16 protein-coding genes and 1 tRNA gene are annotated in these 15,563 nt (G+C 63.8%); 6 read left to right on the forward strand and 11 right to left on the reverse strand.

Annotated elements, in window-relative coordinates:
- Positions 1–111 precede the first annotated feature (111 nt).
- Positions 112–2,298, forward strand: a complete 2,187-nt coding sequence (locus tag CN673_RS09380; RefSeq protein WP_099865981.1) for an esterase-like activity of phytase family protein — start codon at positions 112–114, stop codon at positions 2,296–2,298.
- Positions 2,299–2,368: 70 nt separating this feature from the next.
- Here the strand turns inward: CN673_RS09380 and CN673_RS09385 are convergent, their stop codons facing one another.
- The 3 genes from CN673_RS09385 to CN673_RS09395 all read right to left on the reverse strand — a co-directional run bounded on the left by CN673_RS09385 (position 2,369) and on the right by CN673_RS09395 (position 5,784).
- Positions 2,369–4,318 (reverse strand): elongation factor G, encoded by a 1,950-nt coding sequence (locus tag CN673_RS09385; protein ID WP_099866131.1) that lies wholly within the window; start codon positions 4,316–4,318, stop codon positions 2,369–2,371.
- Between the two features lie 149 nt (positions 4,319–4,467).
- Positions 4,468–4,965 carry a xanthine phosphoribosyltransferase gene (gpt, locus tag CN673_RS09390; protein WP_099865982.1) on the reverse strand — a complete coding sequence of 166 codons (498 nt, stop codon included), beginning with the start codon at positions 4,963–4,965 and terminating at the stop codon, positions 4,468–4,470.
- A 78-nt stretch (positions 4,966–5,043) separates the two neighbouring features.
- Entirely contained in the window at positions 5,044–5,784 is a 741-nt protein-coding gene (locus tag CN673_RS09395) for a competence/damage-inducible protein A (RefSeq protein ID WP_099865983.1), read from the reverse strand.
- Between the two features lie 144 nt (positions 5,785–5,928).
- On the opposite strand from CN673_RS09395, the gene wrbA reads away from it, so the two are divergent.
- Entirely contained in the window at positions 5,929–6,528 is a 600-nt protein-coding gene (wrbA, locus tag CN673_RS09400; protein ID WP_099865984.1) for an NAD(P)H:quinone oxidoreductase, read from the forward strand.
- 33 nt (positions 6,529–6,561) lie between these two features.
- Positions 6,562–7,020: a hypothetical protein gene (locus CN673_RS09405; protein WP_157928847.1), complete on the forward strand. Its 459-nt coding sequence runs from the start codon at positions 6,562–6,564 to the stop codon at positions 7,018–7,020.
- 18 nt (positions 7,021–7,038) lie between these two features.
- Here the strand turns inward: CN673_RS09405 and CN673_RS09410 are convergent, their stop codons facing one another.
- From CN673_RS09410 to CN673_RS09425, 5 genes are all read right to left on the reverse strand, one after another.
- Positions 7,039–8,220 carry a vWA domain-containing protein gene (locus tag CN673_RS09410; protein WP_198585961.1) on the reverse strand — a complete coding sequence of 394 codons (1,182 nt, stop codon included), beginning with the start codon at positions 8,218–8,220 and terminating at the stop codon, positions 7,039–7,041.
- A gap of 252 nt (positions 8,221–8,472) precedes the next feature.
- Entirely contained in the window at positions 8,473–9,033 is a 561-nt protein-coding gene (locus CN673_RS09415; RefSeq protein WP_099866132.1) for a copper chaperone PCu(A)C, read from the reverse strand.
- Between the two features lie 67 nt (positions 9,034–9,100).
- A complete protein-coding gene (locus CN673_RS09420) occupies positions 9,101–9,499 on the reverse strand; it encodes a DUF2946 family protein (protein ID WP_099865987.1) in 399 nt (132 codons plus the stop codon).
- A gap of 100 nt (positions 9,500–9,599) precedes the next feature.
- Positions 9,600–9,731 (reverse strand): hypothetical protein, encoded by a 132-nt coding sequence (locus CN673_RS21455; protein WP_280951172.1) that lies wholly within the window; start codon positions 9,729–9,731, stop codon positions 9,600–9,602.
- A 35-nt stretch (positions 9,732–9,766) separates the two neighbouring features.
- Positions 9,767–10,264, reverse strand: a complete 498-nt coding sequence (locus CN673_RS09425) for a YgjV family protein (RefSeq protein WP_245409841.1) — start codon at positions 10,262–10,264, stop codon at positions 9,767–9,769.
- 153 nt (positions 10,265–10,417) lie between these two features.
- On the opposite strand from CN673_RS09425, the gene CN673_RS09430 reads away from it, so the two are divergent.
- Positions 10,418–10,502 (forward strand) — tRNA-Leu (locus CN673_RS09430).
- Between the two features lie 151 nt (positions 10,503–10,653).
- Positions 10,654–11,868, forward strand: a complete 1,215-nt coding sequence (locus CN673_RS09435) for an MFS transporter (RefSeq protein ID WP_099865989.1) — start codon at positions 10,654–10,656, stop codon at positions 11,866–11,868.
- Here the strand turns inward: CN673_RS09435 and CN673_RS09440 are convergent.
- Both CN673_RS09440 and moaA read right to left on the reverse strand, forming a co-directional pair.
- A complete protein-coding gene (locus tag CN673_RS09440) occupies positions 11,808–12,827 on the reverse strand; it encodes an alpha/beta hydrolase (RefSeq protein WP_245409842.1) in 1,020 nt (339 codons plus the stop codon). The two genes, CN673_RS09435 and CN673_RS09440, sit on opposite strands and share 61 nt — an antisense overlap.
- Positions 12,828–12,860: 33 nt before the next feature.
- On the reverse strand, positions 12,861–13,901 hold the full coding sequence (moaA, locus tag CN673_RS09445; RefSeq protein ID WP_099865990.1) for a GTP 3',8-cyclase MoaA: 1,041 nt from the start codon (positions 13,899–13,901) through the stop codon (positions 12,861–12,863).
- Positions 13,902–14,050: 149 nt separating this feature from the next.
- Between moaA and CN673_RS09450 the strand changes: the two genes are divergently transcribed.
- On the forward strand, positions 14,051–14,443 hold the full coding sequence (locus tag CN673_RS09450; protein WP_099865991.1) for a gamma-butyrobetaine hydroxylase family protein: 393 nt from the start codon (positions 14,051–14,053) through the stop codon (positions 14,441–14,443).
- 7 nt (positions 14,444–14,450) lie between these two features.
- Here the strand turns inward: CN673_RS09450 and CN673_RS09455 are convergent, their stop codons facing one another.
- Complete coding sequence (locus tag CN673_RS09455) at positions 14,451–15,527, reverse strand: GGDEF domain-containing protein (RefSeq protein ID WP_099865992.1); 1,077 nt, start codon at positions 15,525–15,527, stop codon at positions 14,451–14,453.
- Positions 15,528–15,563 lie beyond the last annotated feature (36 nt).

Genomic DNA, 15,563 nt, shown 5'->3' on the forward strand with positions numbered 1-15,563 from the left:
GGCCGTTGGCCCGGCATGCGGGCGGCGATGCCCGCTGTCATCGCTCTGTCATGCGAAAGCGCCATCACGATCAGGTAATTCAGACAATGATCCCAATGGAGGGCTCTCGACATGACATCGAAACTGACGGCCGGAATGCTGGCAGCGACCCTGGTCGGCTGCAGCGTCGCGCAGGCGCAATCCAGCCAAACCTTCAATCGCATCGCTTCCTTTCCCGTTGCCGAAAACAAGACGGAGAACGCCGGCGACCCCACCTCCTCGGAGATCATCACTGCCAGCGACGACGGAATGACGATCATCTATTCCGACAGCCCCGGCGGCGGCATCGGCCTGATCGATATTTCCGATCCGCGCATGCCGAAGCCCGCCGGATATGTTGCCATGGAGGCGGGCGAGCCGACGGCGGTGTCATTCGTTGCCGGAAAAGTGTTGGCAGGGGTCAACACGTCCAAAAGCTTTACCGAGCCATCAGGGCATCTTGCCGTGATCGATGTGGAAAGCCGCAGGATCGAGGCGACGTGCGATCTCGGCGGCCAGCCCGACTCGACCGCCGTCTCGCCCGACGGCTCGCTTGTTGCCATCGCCATCGAGAACGAGCGTGACGAAGACCTGAACGACGGCGAAATTCCCCAGGAGCCGGCGGGATACGTCGCGATTCTGCCGCTCCGGCAGGGAATGCCGGATTGCGACGCGCTGATGCGGGTCGACCTGACCGGTCTGTCTGACGTTGCGCCTGAGGATCCCGAGCCTGAATTCGTCGACTTCAATGAAGCGAATGAACTGGCCGTCACCTTGCAGGAGAACAACCATATCGTCGTCATCAACGGCGAGGATGGGGCGATATTGGCAGATTTCTCCGCCGGAACGGTGAGCCTTGACGGCGTCGACACGGCCGAGGACGGCAAGTTGACTTTCGCCGACAGTCAAACCGACATCCCGCGCGAGCCCGACGCCTTGCAGTGGCTCGATACGGATCGTTTCGCCATCGCCAACGAAGGCGACTACAAGGGCGGATCGCGCAGCTTCACGATCATGAGCGATGCCGGTGAGGTGCTATTCGAATCCGGCAACGGCTTCGAGTACGAACTGATCCGCGCCGGCCACTATCCCGAAGGGCGTTCGGACGCCAAGGGCATCGAGCCCGAGGGCATGGAGGTCGCGGCGTTTGGCGACAGCCAGTACATCTTCGTCATGTCGGAACGCGGCTCCGCCGTCGGCGTTTACCGCGTCACCGATGGCGATCCGCAGTTCGTGCAGCTGTTGCCATCGGGCGTTGGACCGGAATCGGCGGTCGCGATCCCCGCTCGCAACCTTCTCGTCACCGCAAACGAGGAAGACTTCGTCGAGGATGGCGGCGCGCGGTCCCACGTCATGATCTTCGAACTGGGTGAGGGTGATGCCGCCTATCCGACGATCACTTCGTCGACAAACGCGGACGGCGCGCCGCTTGGCTGGGGCGCGATGTCCGGCCTGACCGCAGACCCCGCCAACCCCGGTCAGCTCTTCGCCGTCAACGACTCCTTCTACTCCGCACAGCCGACGATCTTCACGATCGACGCGGCAGTCACCCCCGCCGCGATCACCGGCGCGATCCGCGTGACGCGCGACGGGGAGCCGGCGGAGAACATGGACATGGAAGGCATCGTGGCCGATGGCGAGGGTGGTTTCTGGGTCGCCAATGAAGGCGACGCCGAAGCTGGCATTCCGCATGCGCTCTACCATGTCGATGCCAAGGGAGCGATCCAGCGCGAAGTGACGATGCCCGAAGCGCTGCTCAAGGGCGCGACGCGTTCCGGCGCGGAAGGCATCACGATGATTGACGGCGTGCTCTGGGTCGCCATTCAGCGCGAATGGGGCGATGATCCCGACGGGATGGTCAAGCTGCTGTCCTATGATCCGCAGAGCGAGACGTGGGGCGCGGTGCACTACCCGCTCGAGACACCGGGTGAGGCGGGCTGGGTTGGCCTTTCGGAGATCACGCATTCGGGCGATCACATCTATATCGTCGAGCGTGACAACCAGATCGGCGCGGCTGCCAGATTGAAGAAACTGTACCGCGTTGCGGTCAGCGACATGCAGGCAGCCGAGATCGGTGGCGAACTGCCGGTTGTCGAAAAGGAAGAGGTCCACGACTTCCTCCCGGACCTTGCAGGCTTCAACGGCTATGTCGTCGACAAGGTCGAGGGCTTTGCCGTCGATGCCGCAGGGGAAGGCTATGTCATCACCGACAATGACGGTGTCGAAGAGTCCTCCGGTGAGACGTTCTTCTGGTCGATCGGCAAGATGCAGCAAATGTAGGCGAGGTGGAGCAAACCTTGGACAGGAAGGCCGGGCTCATCCCGGCCTTCCCTACGCCTGATATCAAGGTTCAGGCGTGTTCGGCGCGGGCGGCCACGACACGGTCCGCCTCGCGGCCGTAGACTTCTTCGAGATGATCGAATCGGCTCTCGAACCAGCCGACACCCTGGGTCGCCGATCGCAGCGACTGCGCCAGTTCCTCCAGCGTCGCAGCCGGGAGCTGGGCCCGAAATACGTCCCATCCGCGCGATTGTGGGTCGCGGTCAAAGCCGAGCACCCTGCCGCGCAGTGTGCCGGCAAGCGCGACAAGCGCGCCGCTGAAGACGGAGGGCGCATGAATCGTGATCTCGTGGATCGGCTGCAGCAGCGCCGGCGTGCCCTCCGAAAGCGCCTGCGTCACGGCGGCTCGGCCGGCGGCGCGGAAGGCGAAATCGGAACTGTCGACCGCGTGGTGCTGACCGTCGGTCAGCGTGACGGCGACATCGATCACGGGGAAGCCGAGCGGGCCGCGCGACAGGGCATCGCGCGCGCCTGCTTCGACGGACGGGATGTAATTGCGCGGCACGGCGCCGCCCTTGACGGTCTCCTCGAAGGTGAACCCCGCTCCCCGAGCATTTGGCCTGACCGAGATGCGCACGTCGGCGAACTGGCCCGAGCCGCCGGTCTGTTTCTTGTGGCGGTAGTGGACGGTGGCAGGCTGCGTCATCGTCTCGCGCCAGATACCGTCGGGCGGTCCATCGGTGGCGTTGACGCCGAACTCGTCGGCGAGAGCGGCGATGACGCGGCGAAGATGCATCGGTCCTTGAACCCGCAACAAGGCGGCGCCGCTCGCCTCGTCCTGGGAAACGGCACAGCCCGGATCGTCCTCGGCGATGCGTGCCAGCGCAAGAGACAGCTTGGCGTCGTCTCGGGCGTTCTCGCAGGTTATCCGGCGTGCGAACATGGGCATCGGCGAAAGCGCGAAGGCCGGTGCGTAGGTGCTCTGCGTGGCCAAGAGGAGGCGCGGGGCGGCGAGATGATCCGACTTGAGCGCAACCGCGACGCCGCCCACCGGAAGCGGAGGCGTCACCTTCTTGTCCAGGCCGATGTCGACAAGGGCGCCGATCCCGCCGCCGCCGAGTTGGCTGCCTGCCGCGATTCCCTCGCCAAGCGCGCGAATGAACGTCGCCTTGCCGATATGGCGGCGATGCTGGGCGTGAAAGGACACGCCGAGCGGCGCGACCTTGCCGGCCGACGCTGTTTGCGCAAGTCTTGCGCGCAGGACATCCGGTCCCGGCGTTTCGTGCCGCAGTGCCTTGAAAAGCCGGATGACACCCGCGCCACGAAGCGCCGAACCGATCAGGACCGGAGTCGCGCGGTTTTCACCCAGAACTTTCGCGCAGAGGGAATAAAGCCCGCCGATAGCCGGTGTGCGATCCTCGATGATCTCTTCGAGCAGGCCATCATCGAATTCCGACAAATGCTCCAGCATCTCGGTCCGGGCCTCTTGCTCGCGGGCAAGAGCGCTGTCCGGCACCTCCACGAGGGTGGACGGGCCGCCTTCTCGATAACGCCATGCCCGTTCCGAAACGAGGTCGACCGAGCCGACGATCCGCCCGTCCTCGCGCAGCGGCATCTGACGCAGCACGAGCGGGTGGCCAGAATAGGCCTGCAATGCTGCAACGATGTCGCGCAGCCGGCCGCGTGCCTCGTCGATGCGATTGACGAAGACCAGACATGGGGTGCCGGCCACTTCGAACGCCCTGAGAAATGGCGCCGCCAGAACGGCCGCGTCCGGATCGGGCGGTACGACGACAAGGGCCGCGTCGCAGGCAAGGAGCGCCGCGCGTGCATCGGGAAGGGCTTCGATATCGCCGGGGCAGTCAATGGCGCACCAGGCATCGTCCATGAAGCCGAGCGTGGTGAGGGCGAAGCCATTTCGCGTCTCGGCGCGCTGGCCGGCCCCGTCGATCGCGGCGAGCCGCGCGACAAGCGTTGTCTTTCCGGCCCCGACCGGCCCGAGAACTGCGAAGCACCGCATGGCCCGTTCCTTTCCGCCAGCAGAAAGCCGAGCGCAGGTCATCGCGCACCGGCGCACCGCTTGGGTGACAGAATGTCGCAGAACTTGGCCGCCGTCGACTCCGGCTCTTCAGGCAGGGTTCGCGGCGATGCGCCGTCGCAGCCGGCGGATCAGCCCTTGTGGTCCTTCGCGATCGGCTCGACGTAGGAAAAGCCAAGATCCCATGGGAAATAGATCCAGGTGTCCTGGCTCACCTCGGTGACGAAACTGTCGACGAGCGGACGGCCCTTTGGTTTGGCATAGACGGTGGCGAAGTGCGCCTTGGGCAACATGGCCCGCACGATGGCTGCCGTCTTGCCCGTATCGGTCAGGTCGTCGACGATCAGGATGTCCTCGCCGTCATGCTCGAGCAGATCTTCGTTGACCCGCTTGAGCACCTCCATTTCGCCCTGGCTCGTGTAGTCATGATAGGAGGCGACGCAGACGGTCTCGATCAGCCGGATGCCGAGTTCGCGGGCGATGATGGCGGCCGGCACCAGACCGCCGCGGGTGATGCAGACGATCGCCTTCCATTTCGATCCGTTGTCGGACAGGCGCCAGGCAAGGGCGCGCGCATCGCGGTGGAATTGATCCCAGGATACGGGGAAGGCTTTGTCGGGCAGGGACATCGATGGGCTCTCCGGCTTTTCTGGCGTTGCAGGCGCTTAACCGGATAGTCGCCGGCGTGCAAGGCAAAGCGGGTAGCCTCACCGGGCCGCGATCGCCGCGATCATGGCCTCGACATCGCTCTTCGCCGCCGCGATGGCGCCCTCATCGCGGCTGCGCATGACGATCTCGGTGGAGAATTTGCGCCCGTCGAAGCGTGGATACGACCCGATCACGACATCACGGTGGTTCTTCTGGATTTCGCCGAGCGGCCCGCCGATGTCGCCCTCGCCATGCGGGCAGACGACGCTGTCGGAATGAAGCCGTGCGCCCGTTTTCAGGGTGCCGATGACCTGATTGACCATGGCCTGGAAGACCGACGGAACGCCGGCCATGACATGGACATTGCCGATGATGAAGCCGGGCGCCTTGGAGACAGGATTGTCGATGTGAACCGCGCCGACCGGCATACGGGCCATGCGCTTGCGTGCCTCGGTGAACTCCATGTCGCGGCCCGCATAGTGATCCCCAAGCAATTTCATGGCCTTGGCGTCGTGTTCGCAGGCAACGCCGAAAGCGGTAGCCACCGCATCCGCGGTGATGTCGTCATGGGTCGGACCGATGCCGCCGGAGGTGAAGACATAGGTGTAGCGCGCGCGCAGCGCATTCAGCGCCTCGACGATCGCGGTCTCGTCATCCGCGACGATCCGCACCTCCAGAAGGTCGATGCCGGCGGCGGTCAGCATCTCGGCCAGGAAACCGATGTTGCGATCCTTGGTGCGGCCGGACAGCAGCTCGTCGCCGATGGCGAGCATGCCCGCGGTTACCTGTTGCTCCGTCATTGCCGCTTTCCGATCTCATGGCGCCGGGATTGTGAACAATGCGTAGAGCATCCGTTCTCTTTCCCTGAACGCCGAAACGCCTATCTGTGCGGGCATAGATTGCAAAGGTCGGTTGGCAATTCAAGCAACACGGAGAAATCGCTGATGGCAAAGATACTGGTGCTTTACTATTCGAGCTGGGGACACATCGAAACGATGGCGAAAGCCGTCGCCGAGGGTGCGCGGGGCGCCGGCGCCGAGGTGACCATCAAGCGCGTTCCCGAACTCGTGCCCGATGAGGTGGCCAGGAACGCCCACTACAAGCTCGACCAGGACGCGCCGGTCGCCAAACCTGAAGAATTGGCGGACTATGACGCGGTGATCTTCGGCACGCCGACCCGCTACGGCAACATGGCCTCGCAGATGAAGAACTTTCTGGACCAGACCGGCGCCCTGTGGGCGGAAGACAAGCTGGTCGGCAAGGTCGGCTCTGTGTTCACCTCGACGGCGACCCAGCACGGCGGCCAGGAGACGACGATCACCAGCTTCCATTCGGTTCTGCTGCATCTCGGCCTGGTGATCGTCGGTTTGCCCTATGCGTTCAAGGGTCAGATGGGTGTCGACGAGATGAAAGGTGGCTCGCCCTACGGTGCCAGCACCATTGCGGGCGGGGACGGATCGCGCCAGCCTTCGGCCGTCGAACTGGAGGGGGCGCGCTATCAGGGTGACCACGTCGCCAAGGTCGCCGCGAAATTGGCGGCCTGACCTTTTCGCCCGTCAGGCCGACCGAAAGTCCGGTTGGCTTGGCGGCGTGATCGGGGCATCCTTGCGGCGATGGTTGTGTCGCTGCTCCAGTCAAGCCGGCAACGGCCCCGCATTGCGGCGGGGCTTTTTGCTTTGCTGCTCCTGATCGGGGCTGGCCAGAACGCCGTCGCGGCGCCGCGATGCGCGGGAACGTTGACGCTCGACCAGCGCATTGCCGTGATCGAGCAGCAAAGCGCGATCGGCCGCGCCCGCTATCGCTTCACCATCGAGCAAGGCAAGGGATCGTCCTCCCGGCTCTTTCTGATCATCCGCTCGACCGTCGGATACGAGGCGGCGGCCCTTCTTTATCTCAACGGCTGTGAAGCACCGCTCGACCCTGTCGTGCTCGACCCGGAGGAGACGGCGCAGAAACATTTCGGCATGCCGCTGGCCGCGCTTTTCGCCGAGGAAAGCGAGGTCATGCGCGAGGGAGCGCCGCCCGAAAATGCCTGAAGCGTCAGCGCGCAACCTCTATCGAGCGACCCGAACCATGAGGTCCGCTGCCTTCGTGCCGATCTCGTTGAAGGCCGAGATGAGTTCGGACGCGTTGGCGGCTTCAAAATAGTTTTCCGCCTTCCCGGCGCAGGCGCGGAGCAGGGACTGGCCCTTGGGGGGTGCCTCGAAGGCCACGCTGTAGATGACGACGCCATCCTCGCGCGCGCCCTCGCAGGTGCGCAGCGTCGCCTCATCCTCTCCGTCAAGATTGTTCTCGCCATCCGTCATGAAAAGGATCGCGCGGGCCGGTTCCTGTCCGTTGCGTTCGCGGTGGGCGAATATCTCCTGGTCCCGCATCAGGGCATTGTATGCCTTCGCGAAGGCTTCGGACGAGCCGGTATTGCCGCCGGCGTTCAGGCGCGAGACAAACCCGACGGTGCGCTGCGTGCCCCAGTGCATCGGTTCCATGGCCTTGAAGTCTTCCGCATAGGAGATCGCGCCGGTCCGTACGAACATCTGTTCCGGATCGGCTTCGGTCAATTGCACGCCGAGATTGGCGACCGCCTGCTTCAAGGTCACCATGCGTGTCGGAACGCTGCGCGCGGCGCAGAAGCCCGCATTCTGGACGGTGACGAAGTCGCCGTCCCAACTGCTCCCGAAATAGATGACCAGCATTTCAGACAGGTTCAGATGACCCAATTGGTCGCGATGCAGGGTGCACTGAGCCATGGAGCCGGACTGGTCGAGCGCCAGCGCAAGCGACAACGCGCTGCTGGTCTCGCTGGCGCTCACCGATGAGCGGGCGATCGAATAGTCGAGGCCGCCATTGCCGAGATGCCAGAATGTGGTGGCCACACGCCCGGATGCGGTGAGGCGCACCTCCACGTTTTTTGCGCCGCCTTCCTCATCGACCATGATTTCGACCTTTGGCGGCGCCGCATCGATGGTGTCCTGTGCAATGTCGGGGCTCTGCGAGATCTGGGCAAGAAAGTAGGTCTTGGCGAGTTGGCGCGCTTCCTTGCGTTCGATCTCACCGCGCGCGAGCTGCGAGGCGGCGGCCAGCGTTGCCGCGTCGGCCGCATCCGTTGCGTGGCTCTTCGCCGTCAGCGCACGCGAATAGTCGACGGCAAGCGTGGCGCAGGCGAGCAGCAATGGGACCGCAAGAGCGAAGTGGACCGCGAAATTCCCGCCGCGTGCGCCGGCGAATGCCTTGATCATTTGAAAGCAACGATTCATTCGGCTTGCCCGTTGAACGGGCGCACACTTAAAGATTGTGCTTTAAGCAATCGTTTCGTTACTCGGTGATTTTGGACGAAAGCGTCGAAGACTTGCCGCTATCGATCGAATGAAGGTGCGTGGCACGTTGTCGGCATTGCAGCCGCCGAGGGAAGCAGTGCCGGCCGTCGCAGCGCCAGATGCACAGCAGAGAGCGCTGGGCGTTCCAAGGGATGCCCAGCGCAAAATACCCGGTCAGTGACCGGAGTGATCGTCGGACTGAGCGTCGCCGCCGTCCATTTCGCCGTGGTCGTGTTCCATGCCATGCCCACCATCCGGCGCAGGGGCGCCGACCGGGCCTGCGGCGAACTCGACTTCGACCGATCCGCCCTGCTCGAATTCCAGCGTGACGGGGACCATGTCGCCTTCCGCGATCGGCTGCTTGAGCCCGATCAGCATGATGTGCAGGCCACCTGGGGCAAGATCGACGGTTTCGCCAGCCGGAATTTCGACGCCGTCGGCCAGCTTGCGCATCTTCATGACGCCTCCGTCGATCTCCATCGTATGGATTTCGACCCGTTCGGCCACCGGCGATGAACCGCCGACGAGACGGTCGGTCGTTGCGCCGCCATTGTCCAGCGTCAGATAGCCACCCCCGATGGTCGCCGATGGCGGAGTTGCGCGCGTCCATGGGTGGCCGATGGCGATGTCGCCAACGGTGTAGTCATGCGCGTTGGCCGGAAGGGCAACGATAAGGGACGTGGCAGTGATGGCGCAGGCAGCGACGGCCGCGCGGATGAGCGAAAAAACGTGCATGATGAAAATCTCCGTTTGCATGCAGAAAGCTCGCCGGACCTCGGTGTCGTGGTCCGGTGTTCAGGTGTCATGCAACGAAGAAGGGAGGCGCGCGCGCTTCGGCGTGCAGGATGGGCGAAGGGGGTGGATCTCGCGTCGAATGCGTCCAGAAGACCCGTAAGGCCGGGTCCTGATGAACATGCGTGTAGACAAGCGATTGCGGCGCCAGCGCATGGGCAATGCCCCCGGCTGACTGACAGAGGAGGGCGCAGCAATCGTGGGTGAGATCCTTGAGCGGATGATCCTGCTTGCGATCGCTGGTGCCAAACTTCGAGCAGATGATTTCGGCCAGCTCGTCGCCGGAGGCGGCCATGGCCGTGCGGGCGTGCAGGGACACCGCGCCCTGGAACGCCATGAGATAGGCCAGAAGGACGATGAAGATCGCCTGCCGTGCCCGCTTCTCGAGATGGTTCCAGTCGGTCCGCATCGCCTCCTATCCCTCAGCCGCTCTATGATGTCACTGCGGCGAATTGGCTAGTCATCGGCTTTGCCGCTGCCAAAGGCAAGCGGCGAGGGGCGTGCCGCTCCTACCGGTCAGGCAGAACGAGCGTGACCGCAACACCAAGGACTATGGCGATGATGATCCCGAGGCCAATGTCGTTGAAGACGATGAGGCCGAGGGCAAGGCCGATGGCCGATGCGAAGACGGGTTTCGACATCCTTGGTCTGCTCTGACGGTCGAGCTTCATAAGGCTCAGGCCGGCTTTTCGCGGGCGAGCCGCACGATGGTCACGACATTGGTGGCAAGGACAAGGGTCTCCGCCGCCAGCGCACCCATCGAACCGGCAAGGAAATTCGTTATGGCCCAGCAGGTTGCGGCCGCGGCGAGCCCGAGCCGCATCGGAATCCCCCTCAGCATGAACATGGCGTAAGTGCCGATGAGACCGGCCGTCAACGGGAAGATGTCGATCGGGCTGGACCATGTCAGGGCCGCCACGGCGGCGGTCAGGACGAGGATGGCCCCAGTGGCCGTTCTGCTCCCAGGGAACCGACGCGCAAGCACGATCCGCAGAATGATGACGGCCGATATGGCGGAGGCGACGAAGGCTCCGAACGCTGCGAACTGGACCGCAAAGGCGACGTTGGCCGCGATCAGGATGGTCAGCAAGCGGTCATCGTCCTTGCTGGCAAAGGCCGCGATGCAAAGAAGAAGCGCGATGAGGCCGACGAGTTCGCCGATGGTCTGATGCAAGGGCCGGGTCCAGTTCAGGTGATCGGATGGATACCCGCCTAAAGATCGCCGAGGCAGGGGACAAGATGCGATCGCCGCCAGATGCAAGACGTTCGGCATCGGCGGGCGGGGGTTTCCTCGGCGGCAGCGGCGAGATATTGAGTTTGCGGACGGGCGGGCGTGGTGGAATGGTAGACACACAGGACTTAAAATCCTGAGGCCGCAGGCCGTGCGGGTTCGAGTCCCGCCGCCCGTACCATGTCTTGGCGCTGCATCGGACGCTTGCGACCACGCGATTGCCAACCCGGACAAATGATGACACAGAAAAATGGTGGCTGCGGCCGCTTTTCTTCGTTCGCTTCGCGCTGCCACGATGGCGCGGCTCCAGCCCATCTCGACGGATTTCTGCCATGGCCGGACTGATCACGCTCGCTCTGTCTTATGTCCTCTCGCAGTTCTACCGATCGTTCCTGGCTGTGATGACGCCGACGCTGGCCGACGAACTCGGCATGACCAACGCCCAGTTCTCGCTGGCCTCGGGCATCTGGTTCGTTGCCTTCGCAGCCATGCAGTTCATCGTCGGCATGTCGCTCGACCGGTTCGGCCCGCGTCGCACGGCCTCGATCCTCCTGGCATTCGGCGGCGGGGGCGGGGCGCTGCTTTTTGCTGTCGCCTGGAGGCCAGAGATCATTGTCCTCGCCATGGCCCTGATCGGCATTGGCTGCTCTCCGCTGCTGATGGCCTCGCTGTTCATTTTCGCGCGTACCTATTCGCCGCTGAGGTTTGCTGCGCTCGCCTCCTGGTTCATTGCGTTCGGCAACGCCGGCAACGTGCTGGGCGCAGCGCCACTGGCGGCCTCGGTCGATGCATTTGGCTGGCGCGGATCGATGTTCGGACTGGCACTGGCCAGCCTCGTGGTCGCCGCGGGCATCTTCTTTCTCGTTCGTGATCCCGAACAGCTGGAGGACGGGGCAGGCGCGACGGGGCTTGCCGGCTACATCGAGCTTTTGAAGATGCCGGTTCTCTGGGCGATCATCCCGTTGACCGCGGTGAACTACGCTCCGGCGGCGACGATCCGCGGGCTGTGGGCCGGCCCCTATCTCGCCGACGTCTTCGGGGCCAACGCACTGGCGATCGGCAACGTCACCTTCTTCATGGCGATCGCCATGGTTGTCGGCAGCTTCGCCTATGGCCCGCTCGACACATTCTTCAGGACGCGAAAATGGGTGGCTTTCGGCGGCAGCCTCTTCAGCCTGGCAGCCCTCATGATGCTCTGGCTCGTACCGATGCCGCTATTTGCGATGGCGGTGGCGGCGCTCCTGGTCATCGGGCTGTTCGGAATGGGCTACGGGGTCCTGATGGCGCATGCCCGCGCGTTCTTCCCGGCCCACCTGACAGGGCGTGGCGTGACCTTGATGAACTTCTTTTCGATCGGCGGCGCCGGCGTCATCCAGTTCATCACCGGGCCGGTGTTTCTTGCCGGAAGCGTGCCGTCGGACCCGACAGCGGGCTATTCGACGCTGTTCGGATTTTACGCGCTGCTGCTTGCCATCGGCTTGGCCGTCTATCTGTTCTCCAGGGACGCACGACCGGCGCCGCCCGGTGAGGCGACGGCGCGCAGGTAGTCGACGATCGCGCGCGCCAGAGAGTCTGTCGTCTCCGGGGAAAGCGCATCGCCTGCGATGACGTGATTCGACGCATCGCCATTCTCGCCAACGAGCAATGTCTGCGTGGCAGCGCCCCAGCGCGCAGCGACCGCCTCGGTCCTGTCGGGCCGTACGATCCTGTCCTCGGAAGAATAGACGAAAAGGGCGGGGATCTGGATGTTGTGGATCTCGGCGTCGTTGGCCAGTTCGACGAGGGCGGCCATCGGGAGCAATGCGCGCGTGGGATAGTCGCTCGTCCAGAACCGGGCGTGAAGATCGTTGCGCGGGGTGAAACCGCGCCGGGGCCCGGTCAGCCACTCCGCGATATGTCCGCCCCATGGCTGGGTGAGAATGAACGAGCCGGGCGCCTGGACGCCGAAATTCGGCGAGATGAGCACCGCGCCGACGACATCGGCCATCAACGCCGGCTGGGCCGCGCCCCATGTGACGAGCGAGGCGCCGGTCGATGTGCCAACGAGAACCACGCGGTCACCCAATCGGCGTCCGATTTCAACGGCTTCAGCCAGGTCGTTGATCCATTGGTTGACACTTGCTTCGCCCAGCGCATCGCCGGATCGTCCGTGGCCGGCCAGCCGGGTGAAGAAGAGGTTCGCATCCAACCCCGCGGCGACCTGGTCGGGCAGGGGGCGCAGTTCGCCCGGCGATGCGGAAAAGCCGTGAACGTAGACGATGGAAAGTGCCGTGCGCGCTTTCGTGGCCGGGTCGGCCCAGACGATCTGTTTCTGCAAGCCCGCGCGCAGATCTGCAAATTGCCCCTCACGGCGCTGCAGGTAGGTTTCGACATCCGGTCCGATCGTGGCCGGGTCGAAACGGATGGTCGTATCGGTTTCGATGCGCGGACCCATGATGATGATCGCAGCGACTGCGATGGCGGCGATCACAAGCACCCGTCGGGCGATGCGCCAGCGCCGCGCCATCAGCGGATGGAGCCCGGAGCCCGCACCTCGGCCTCAGCCGCCCGTAACGCTCATATGGCGCGATACGGCAGGTCGGTTGTGCCGGCGATCGATGATGAAATCATGGCCCTTCGGCTTGCGCCCGATCGCCTCGTCTATGGCATTGGAGACCAGTTCGTTGCCTTCCGAGGCGCGCAGCGGCGCGCGCAGATCGGCCGCGTCGTCCTGGCCGAGGCACATGTAGAGCGTGCCCGTGCAGGTCAGGCGAACACGATTGCAGCTTTCGCAGAAATTATGGGTCATCGGCGTGATGAAGCCGAGACGTCCGCCCGTTTCGGATATTTCGACATAGCGTGCCGGTCCGCCAGTCTTGTAGGGAATGTCGACGAGCGTGAACTGCTTCGCAAGTTCAGCCCGCAGCAGCGAGAGCGGCATGTATCGGTCGGTTCGGTCTTCCTCGATCTCGCCCATGGGCATCGTCTCGATCACCGTCATGTCCATCCCGCGCCCGTGGGCCCAGCGAATCATCTCGGGGATTTCGTGATCGTTGAAACCCTTGAGCGCGACGGCGTTGATCTTGACGTGAATGCCCGCGGCCTGCGCGGCCTCGATGCCCTGCATGACGCGGGCAAGATCGCCCCAGCGGGTAATCTCGCGAAACTTGGCGGGATCGAGCGTATCCAGTGAAACGTTGATGCGTCTGACGCCGCAGGCGGCGAGTTCCTCGGCAAAGCGCGGCAGCTGCGAGCCATTGGTCGTCAGCGTCAGTTCGTCCAGCGCACCGGTCTCAAGATGTCGGGAGAGATCGCGGATGAGCTGCATGATGTTCTTGCGAACCAGCGGCTCCCCGCCCGTCAGCCGCAGCTTGCGCACGCCTTTTTCGATGAAGGCGGTGCACAGCCGGTCAAGCTCCTCCAGCGTAAGAAGGTCCTTTTTCGGCAGAAACGTCATGTTCTCGGCCATGCAGTAGGTGCAGCGAAAATCGCACCTGTCCGTCACCGAGACGCGCAGATAGGTGATCGCCCGGCCGAATGGGTCGATCATGGGTTGATCGCCAGGGCCGAGCGCCGCAGCGTTGCCCGGATGTGCCGTCATCTGGTTCAATTGCCTACTCCCTTGCCACCTATGTTGCGATGATTGCCGCCAACGTCAAGAGTGCGGCTTTTCAGGCAAATTCCGCTTTGGAGCAGTTCAACGCGAGACCGGCATGCTCTATGAACGCACAGCGATGAAAGGACGGCGACATGACGAGCGCGAATGAGCGGCCCGGCCCTGTTCCGAGCGAACTGCGCGTGGCCGCGGACAAGAAGAGCCTGACCGTGACGTTCTCCGATGACGAGCGCTATCGTCTGGAGGCCGAGTTGCTGCGCGTTTGCTCGCCGTCCGCAGAGGTGCAGGGCCATGGCCCCGGACAGCGGGTGACGGTCTACGGCAAGCGCAATGTCGAGATCATGAAGGTTGAGCCGGTTGGCAACTACGCCGTGCGCATCACCTTCGACGACATGCACAACACCGGCATCTTCTCGTGGTTTTTCCTGCGTGAGATCGGACGCGAACGCGAAGAGCGCTGGGAGGAATACCTCGCCGACATGCAGGCCAAGGGGCTGTCGCGCGATCCGGCCGGGCGCCGCGGCTGACGACGGGTCAGGCCGATTCCTTGCGATACATCGCGCGCGCATCCGAAAGCGCGCCTTCGACGCCCGCGCCATGCATCGTGACACGGTTTCGCCCGCGGTTCTTGGAGCCGTAGAGCGCGGCGTCGGCCTTGCGGTAGAGGTCTTCCGCGTTGTCGGCGTCCGACGCCATGCAAACGCCGAGGGAAAGGGTGATCGGACCGTAGTTTGCGCCGGTGCGCTGGTTGACGAACGGTGTGGCTTCGACAGATGTGCGGATCCGGTCTGCGATGCGCAGCGTTTCCTCCGCCGTCGTTCCGGCGAGAATGAACGCGAATTCCTCGCCGCCGGTTCGGGCGATGAAGACGTCCTTGCGCAACGCGGCACGGAACAGCATTCCGATCAGCTTGATGACCCTGTCGCCGACCGGATGGCCGAAACTGTCGTTGATCCGCTTGAAATGGTCGATATCGGCGATGACCAGTGCGAAATAGAGGGCGTTCTTCGGGTCGTCGTAGACATGTGCCAGCATGTCGTCGAAGGCGCGTCTGTTCGACAGTTGCGTCAGAACGTCAGTATGGGCCATGCGACGATAATCGTCGAGCTCGGTGCGCACGCGCTCGATCTCGCCCGAGCGCGCGACCATGGCTTTGATGGTGCCGCGCGAATCGGACAGCGATGTATCCGTGGCCGTCGTCAGCACCTCGATGAAATTGCGGATGATGTCGACTTTCAACGCGTCGGTGCGGGCGATGTCACCGCTCGCCTTGTCGAGCACACGGCCGTAATCCTCCAGCCTGCTCTGTCCGTTGCGCAGGAGCGCGAGGCATTCTTCGATGTTGGACTGGATTCTTGCCTGTGCATCCGCGACGATTCCCTCGCCATGGTGATGAACGAGAAACCGGCGACCCAGCGCGTCCATCTGCGCCTGGGTGACGGTGTCGCCAAGTGCCTGGAATGCCTGCTGAAGATCGGCATTCGATCCGGAATAGGCTTCGTAGACCAGCTCGTAATTTCGTGGCAGACCAGGCAGGCCGAGGCGCCGCAACGTGACCGATATGCGCGCCGCCACATCGATCGATGCTGACTTGTGCCCCGTGCCACTCATTTACGTTCCGATCATGTCGAAAGTGATCAATTCGCA

Origin of the sequence: Neopararhizobium haloflavum (assembly GCF_002750855.1) — a bacterium.
Taxonomy (GTDB): domain Bacteria; phylum Pseudomonadota; class Alphaproteobacteria; order Rhizobiales; family Rhizobiaceae; genus Georhizobium; species Georhizobium haloflavum.

What these genes read in the sequence shown, in the direction of transcription:
- moaA (WP_099865990.1), bottom strand. Translation starts at nt 13,901, where the DNA reads ATGACGGCACATCCGGGCAACGCTGCGGCGCTCGGCCCTGGCGATCAA.
- CN673_RS21455 (WP_280951172.1), bottom strand. Translation starts at nt 9,731, where the DNA reads ATGTCGAAACCCGTCTTCGCATCGGCCATCGGCCTTGCCCTCGGCCTC.
- CN673_RS09420 (WP_099865987.1), bottom strand. Translation starts at nt 9,499, where the DNA reads ATGCGGACCGACTGGAACCATCTCGAGAAGCGGGCACGGCAGGCGATC.
- CN673_RS09440 (WP_245409842.1), bottom strand. Translation starts at nt 12,827, where the DNA reads ATGGCGCGGCGCTGGCGCATCGCCCGACGGGTGCTTGTGATCGCCGCC.
- CN673_RS09450 (WP_099865991.1), top strand. Translation starts at nt 14,051, where the DNA reads ATGACGAGCGCGAATGAGCGGCCCGGCCCTGTTCCGAGCGAACTGCGC.
- CN673_RS09395 (WP_099865983.1), bottom strand. Translation starts at nt 5,784, where the DNA reads ATGACGGAGCAACAGGTAACCGCGGGCATGCTCGCCATCGGCGACGAG.
- CN673_RS09410 (WP_198585961.1), bottom strand. Translation starts at nt 8,220, where the DNA reads ATGATCAAGGCATTCGCCGGCGCACGCGGCGGGAATTTCGCGGTCCAC.
- gpt (WP_099865982.1), bottom strand. Translation starts at nt 4,965, where the DNA reads ATGTCCCTGCCCGACAAAGCCTTCCCCGTATCCTGGGATCAATTCCAC.
- CN673_RS09435 (WP_099865989.1), top strand. Translation starts at nt 10,654, where the DNA reads ATGGCCGGACTGATCACGCTCGCTCTGTCTTATGTCCTCTCGCAGTTC.
- CN673_RS09380 (WP_099865981.1), top strand. Translation starts at nt 112, where the DNA reads ATGACATCGAAACTGACGGCCGGAATGCTGGCAGCGACCCTGGTCGGC.
- CN673_RS09385 (WP_099866131.1), bottom strand. Translation starts at nt 4,318, where the DNA reads ATGCGGTGCTTCGCAGTTCTCGGGCCGGTCGGGGCCGGAAAGACAACG.
- wrbA (WP_099865984.1), top strand. Translation starts at nt 5,929, where the DNA reads ATGGCAAAGATACTGGTGCTTTACTATTCGAGCTGGGGACACATCGAA.
- CN673_RS09415 (WP_099866132.1), bottom strand. Translation starts at nt 9,033, where the DNA reads ATGCACGTTTTTTCGCTCATCCGCGCGGCCGTCGCTGCCTGCGCCATC.
- CN673_RS09455 (WP_099865992.1), bottom strand. Translation starts at nt 15,527, where the DNA reads ATGAGTGGCACGGGGCACAAGTCAGCATCGATCGATGTGGCGGCGCGC.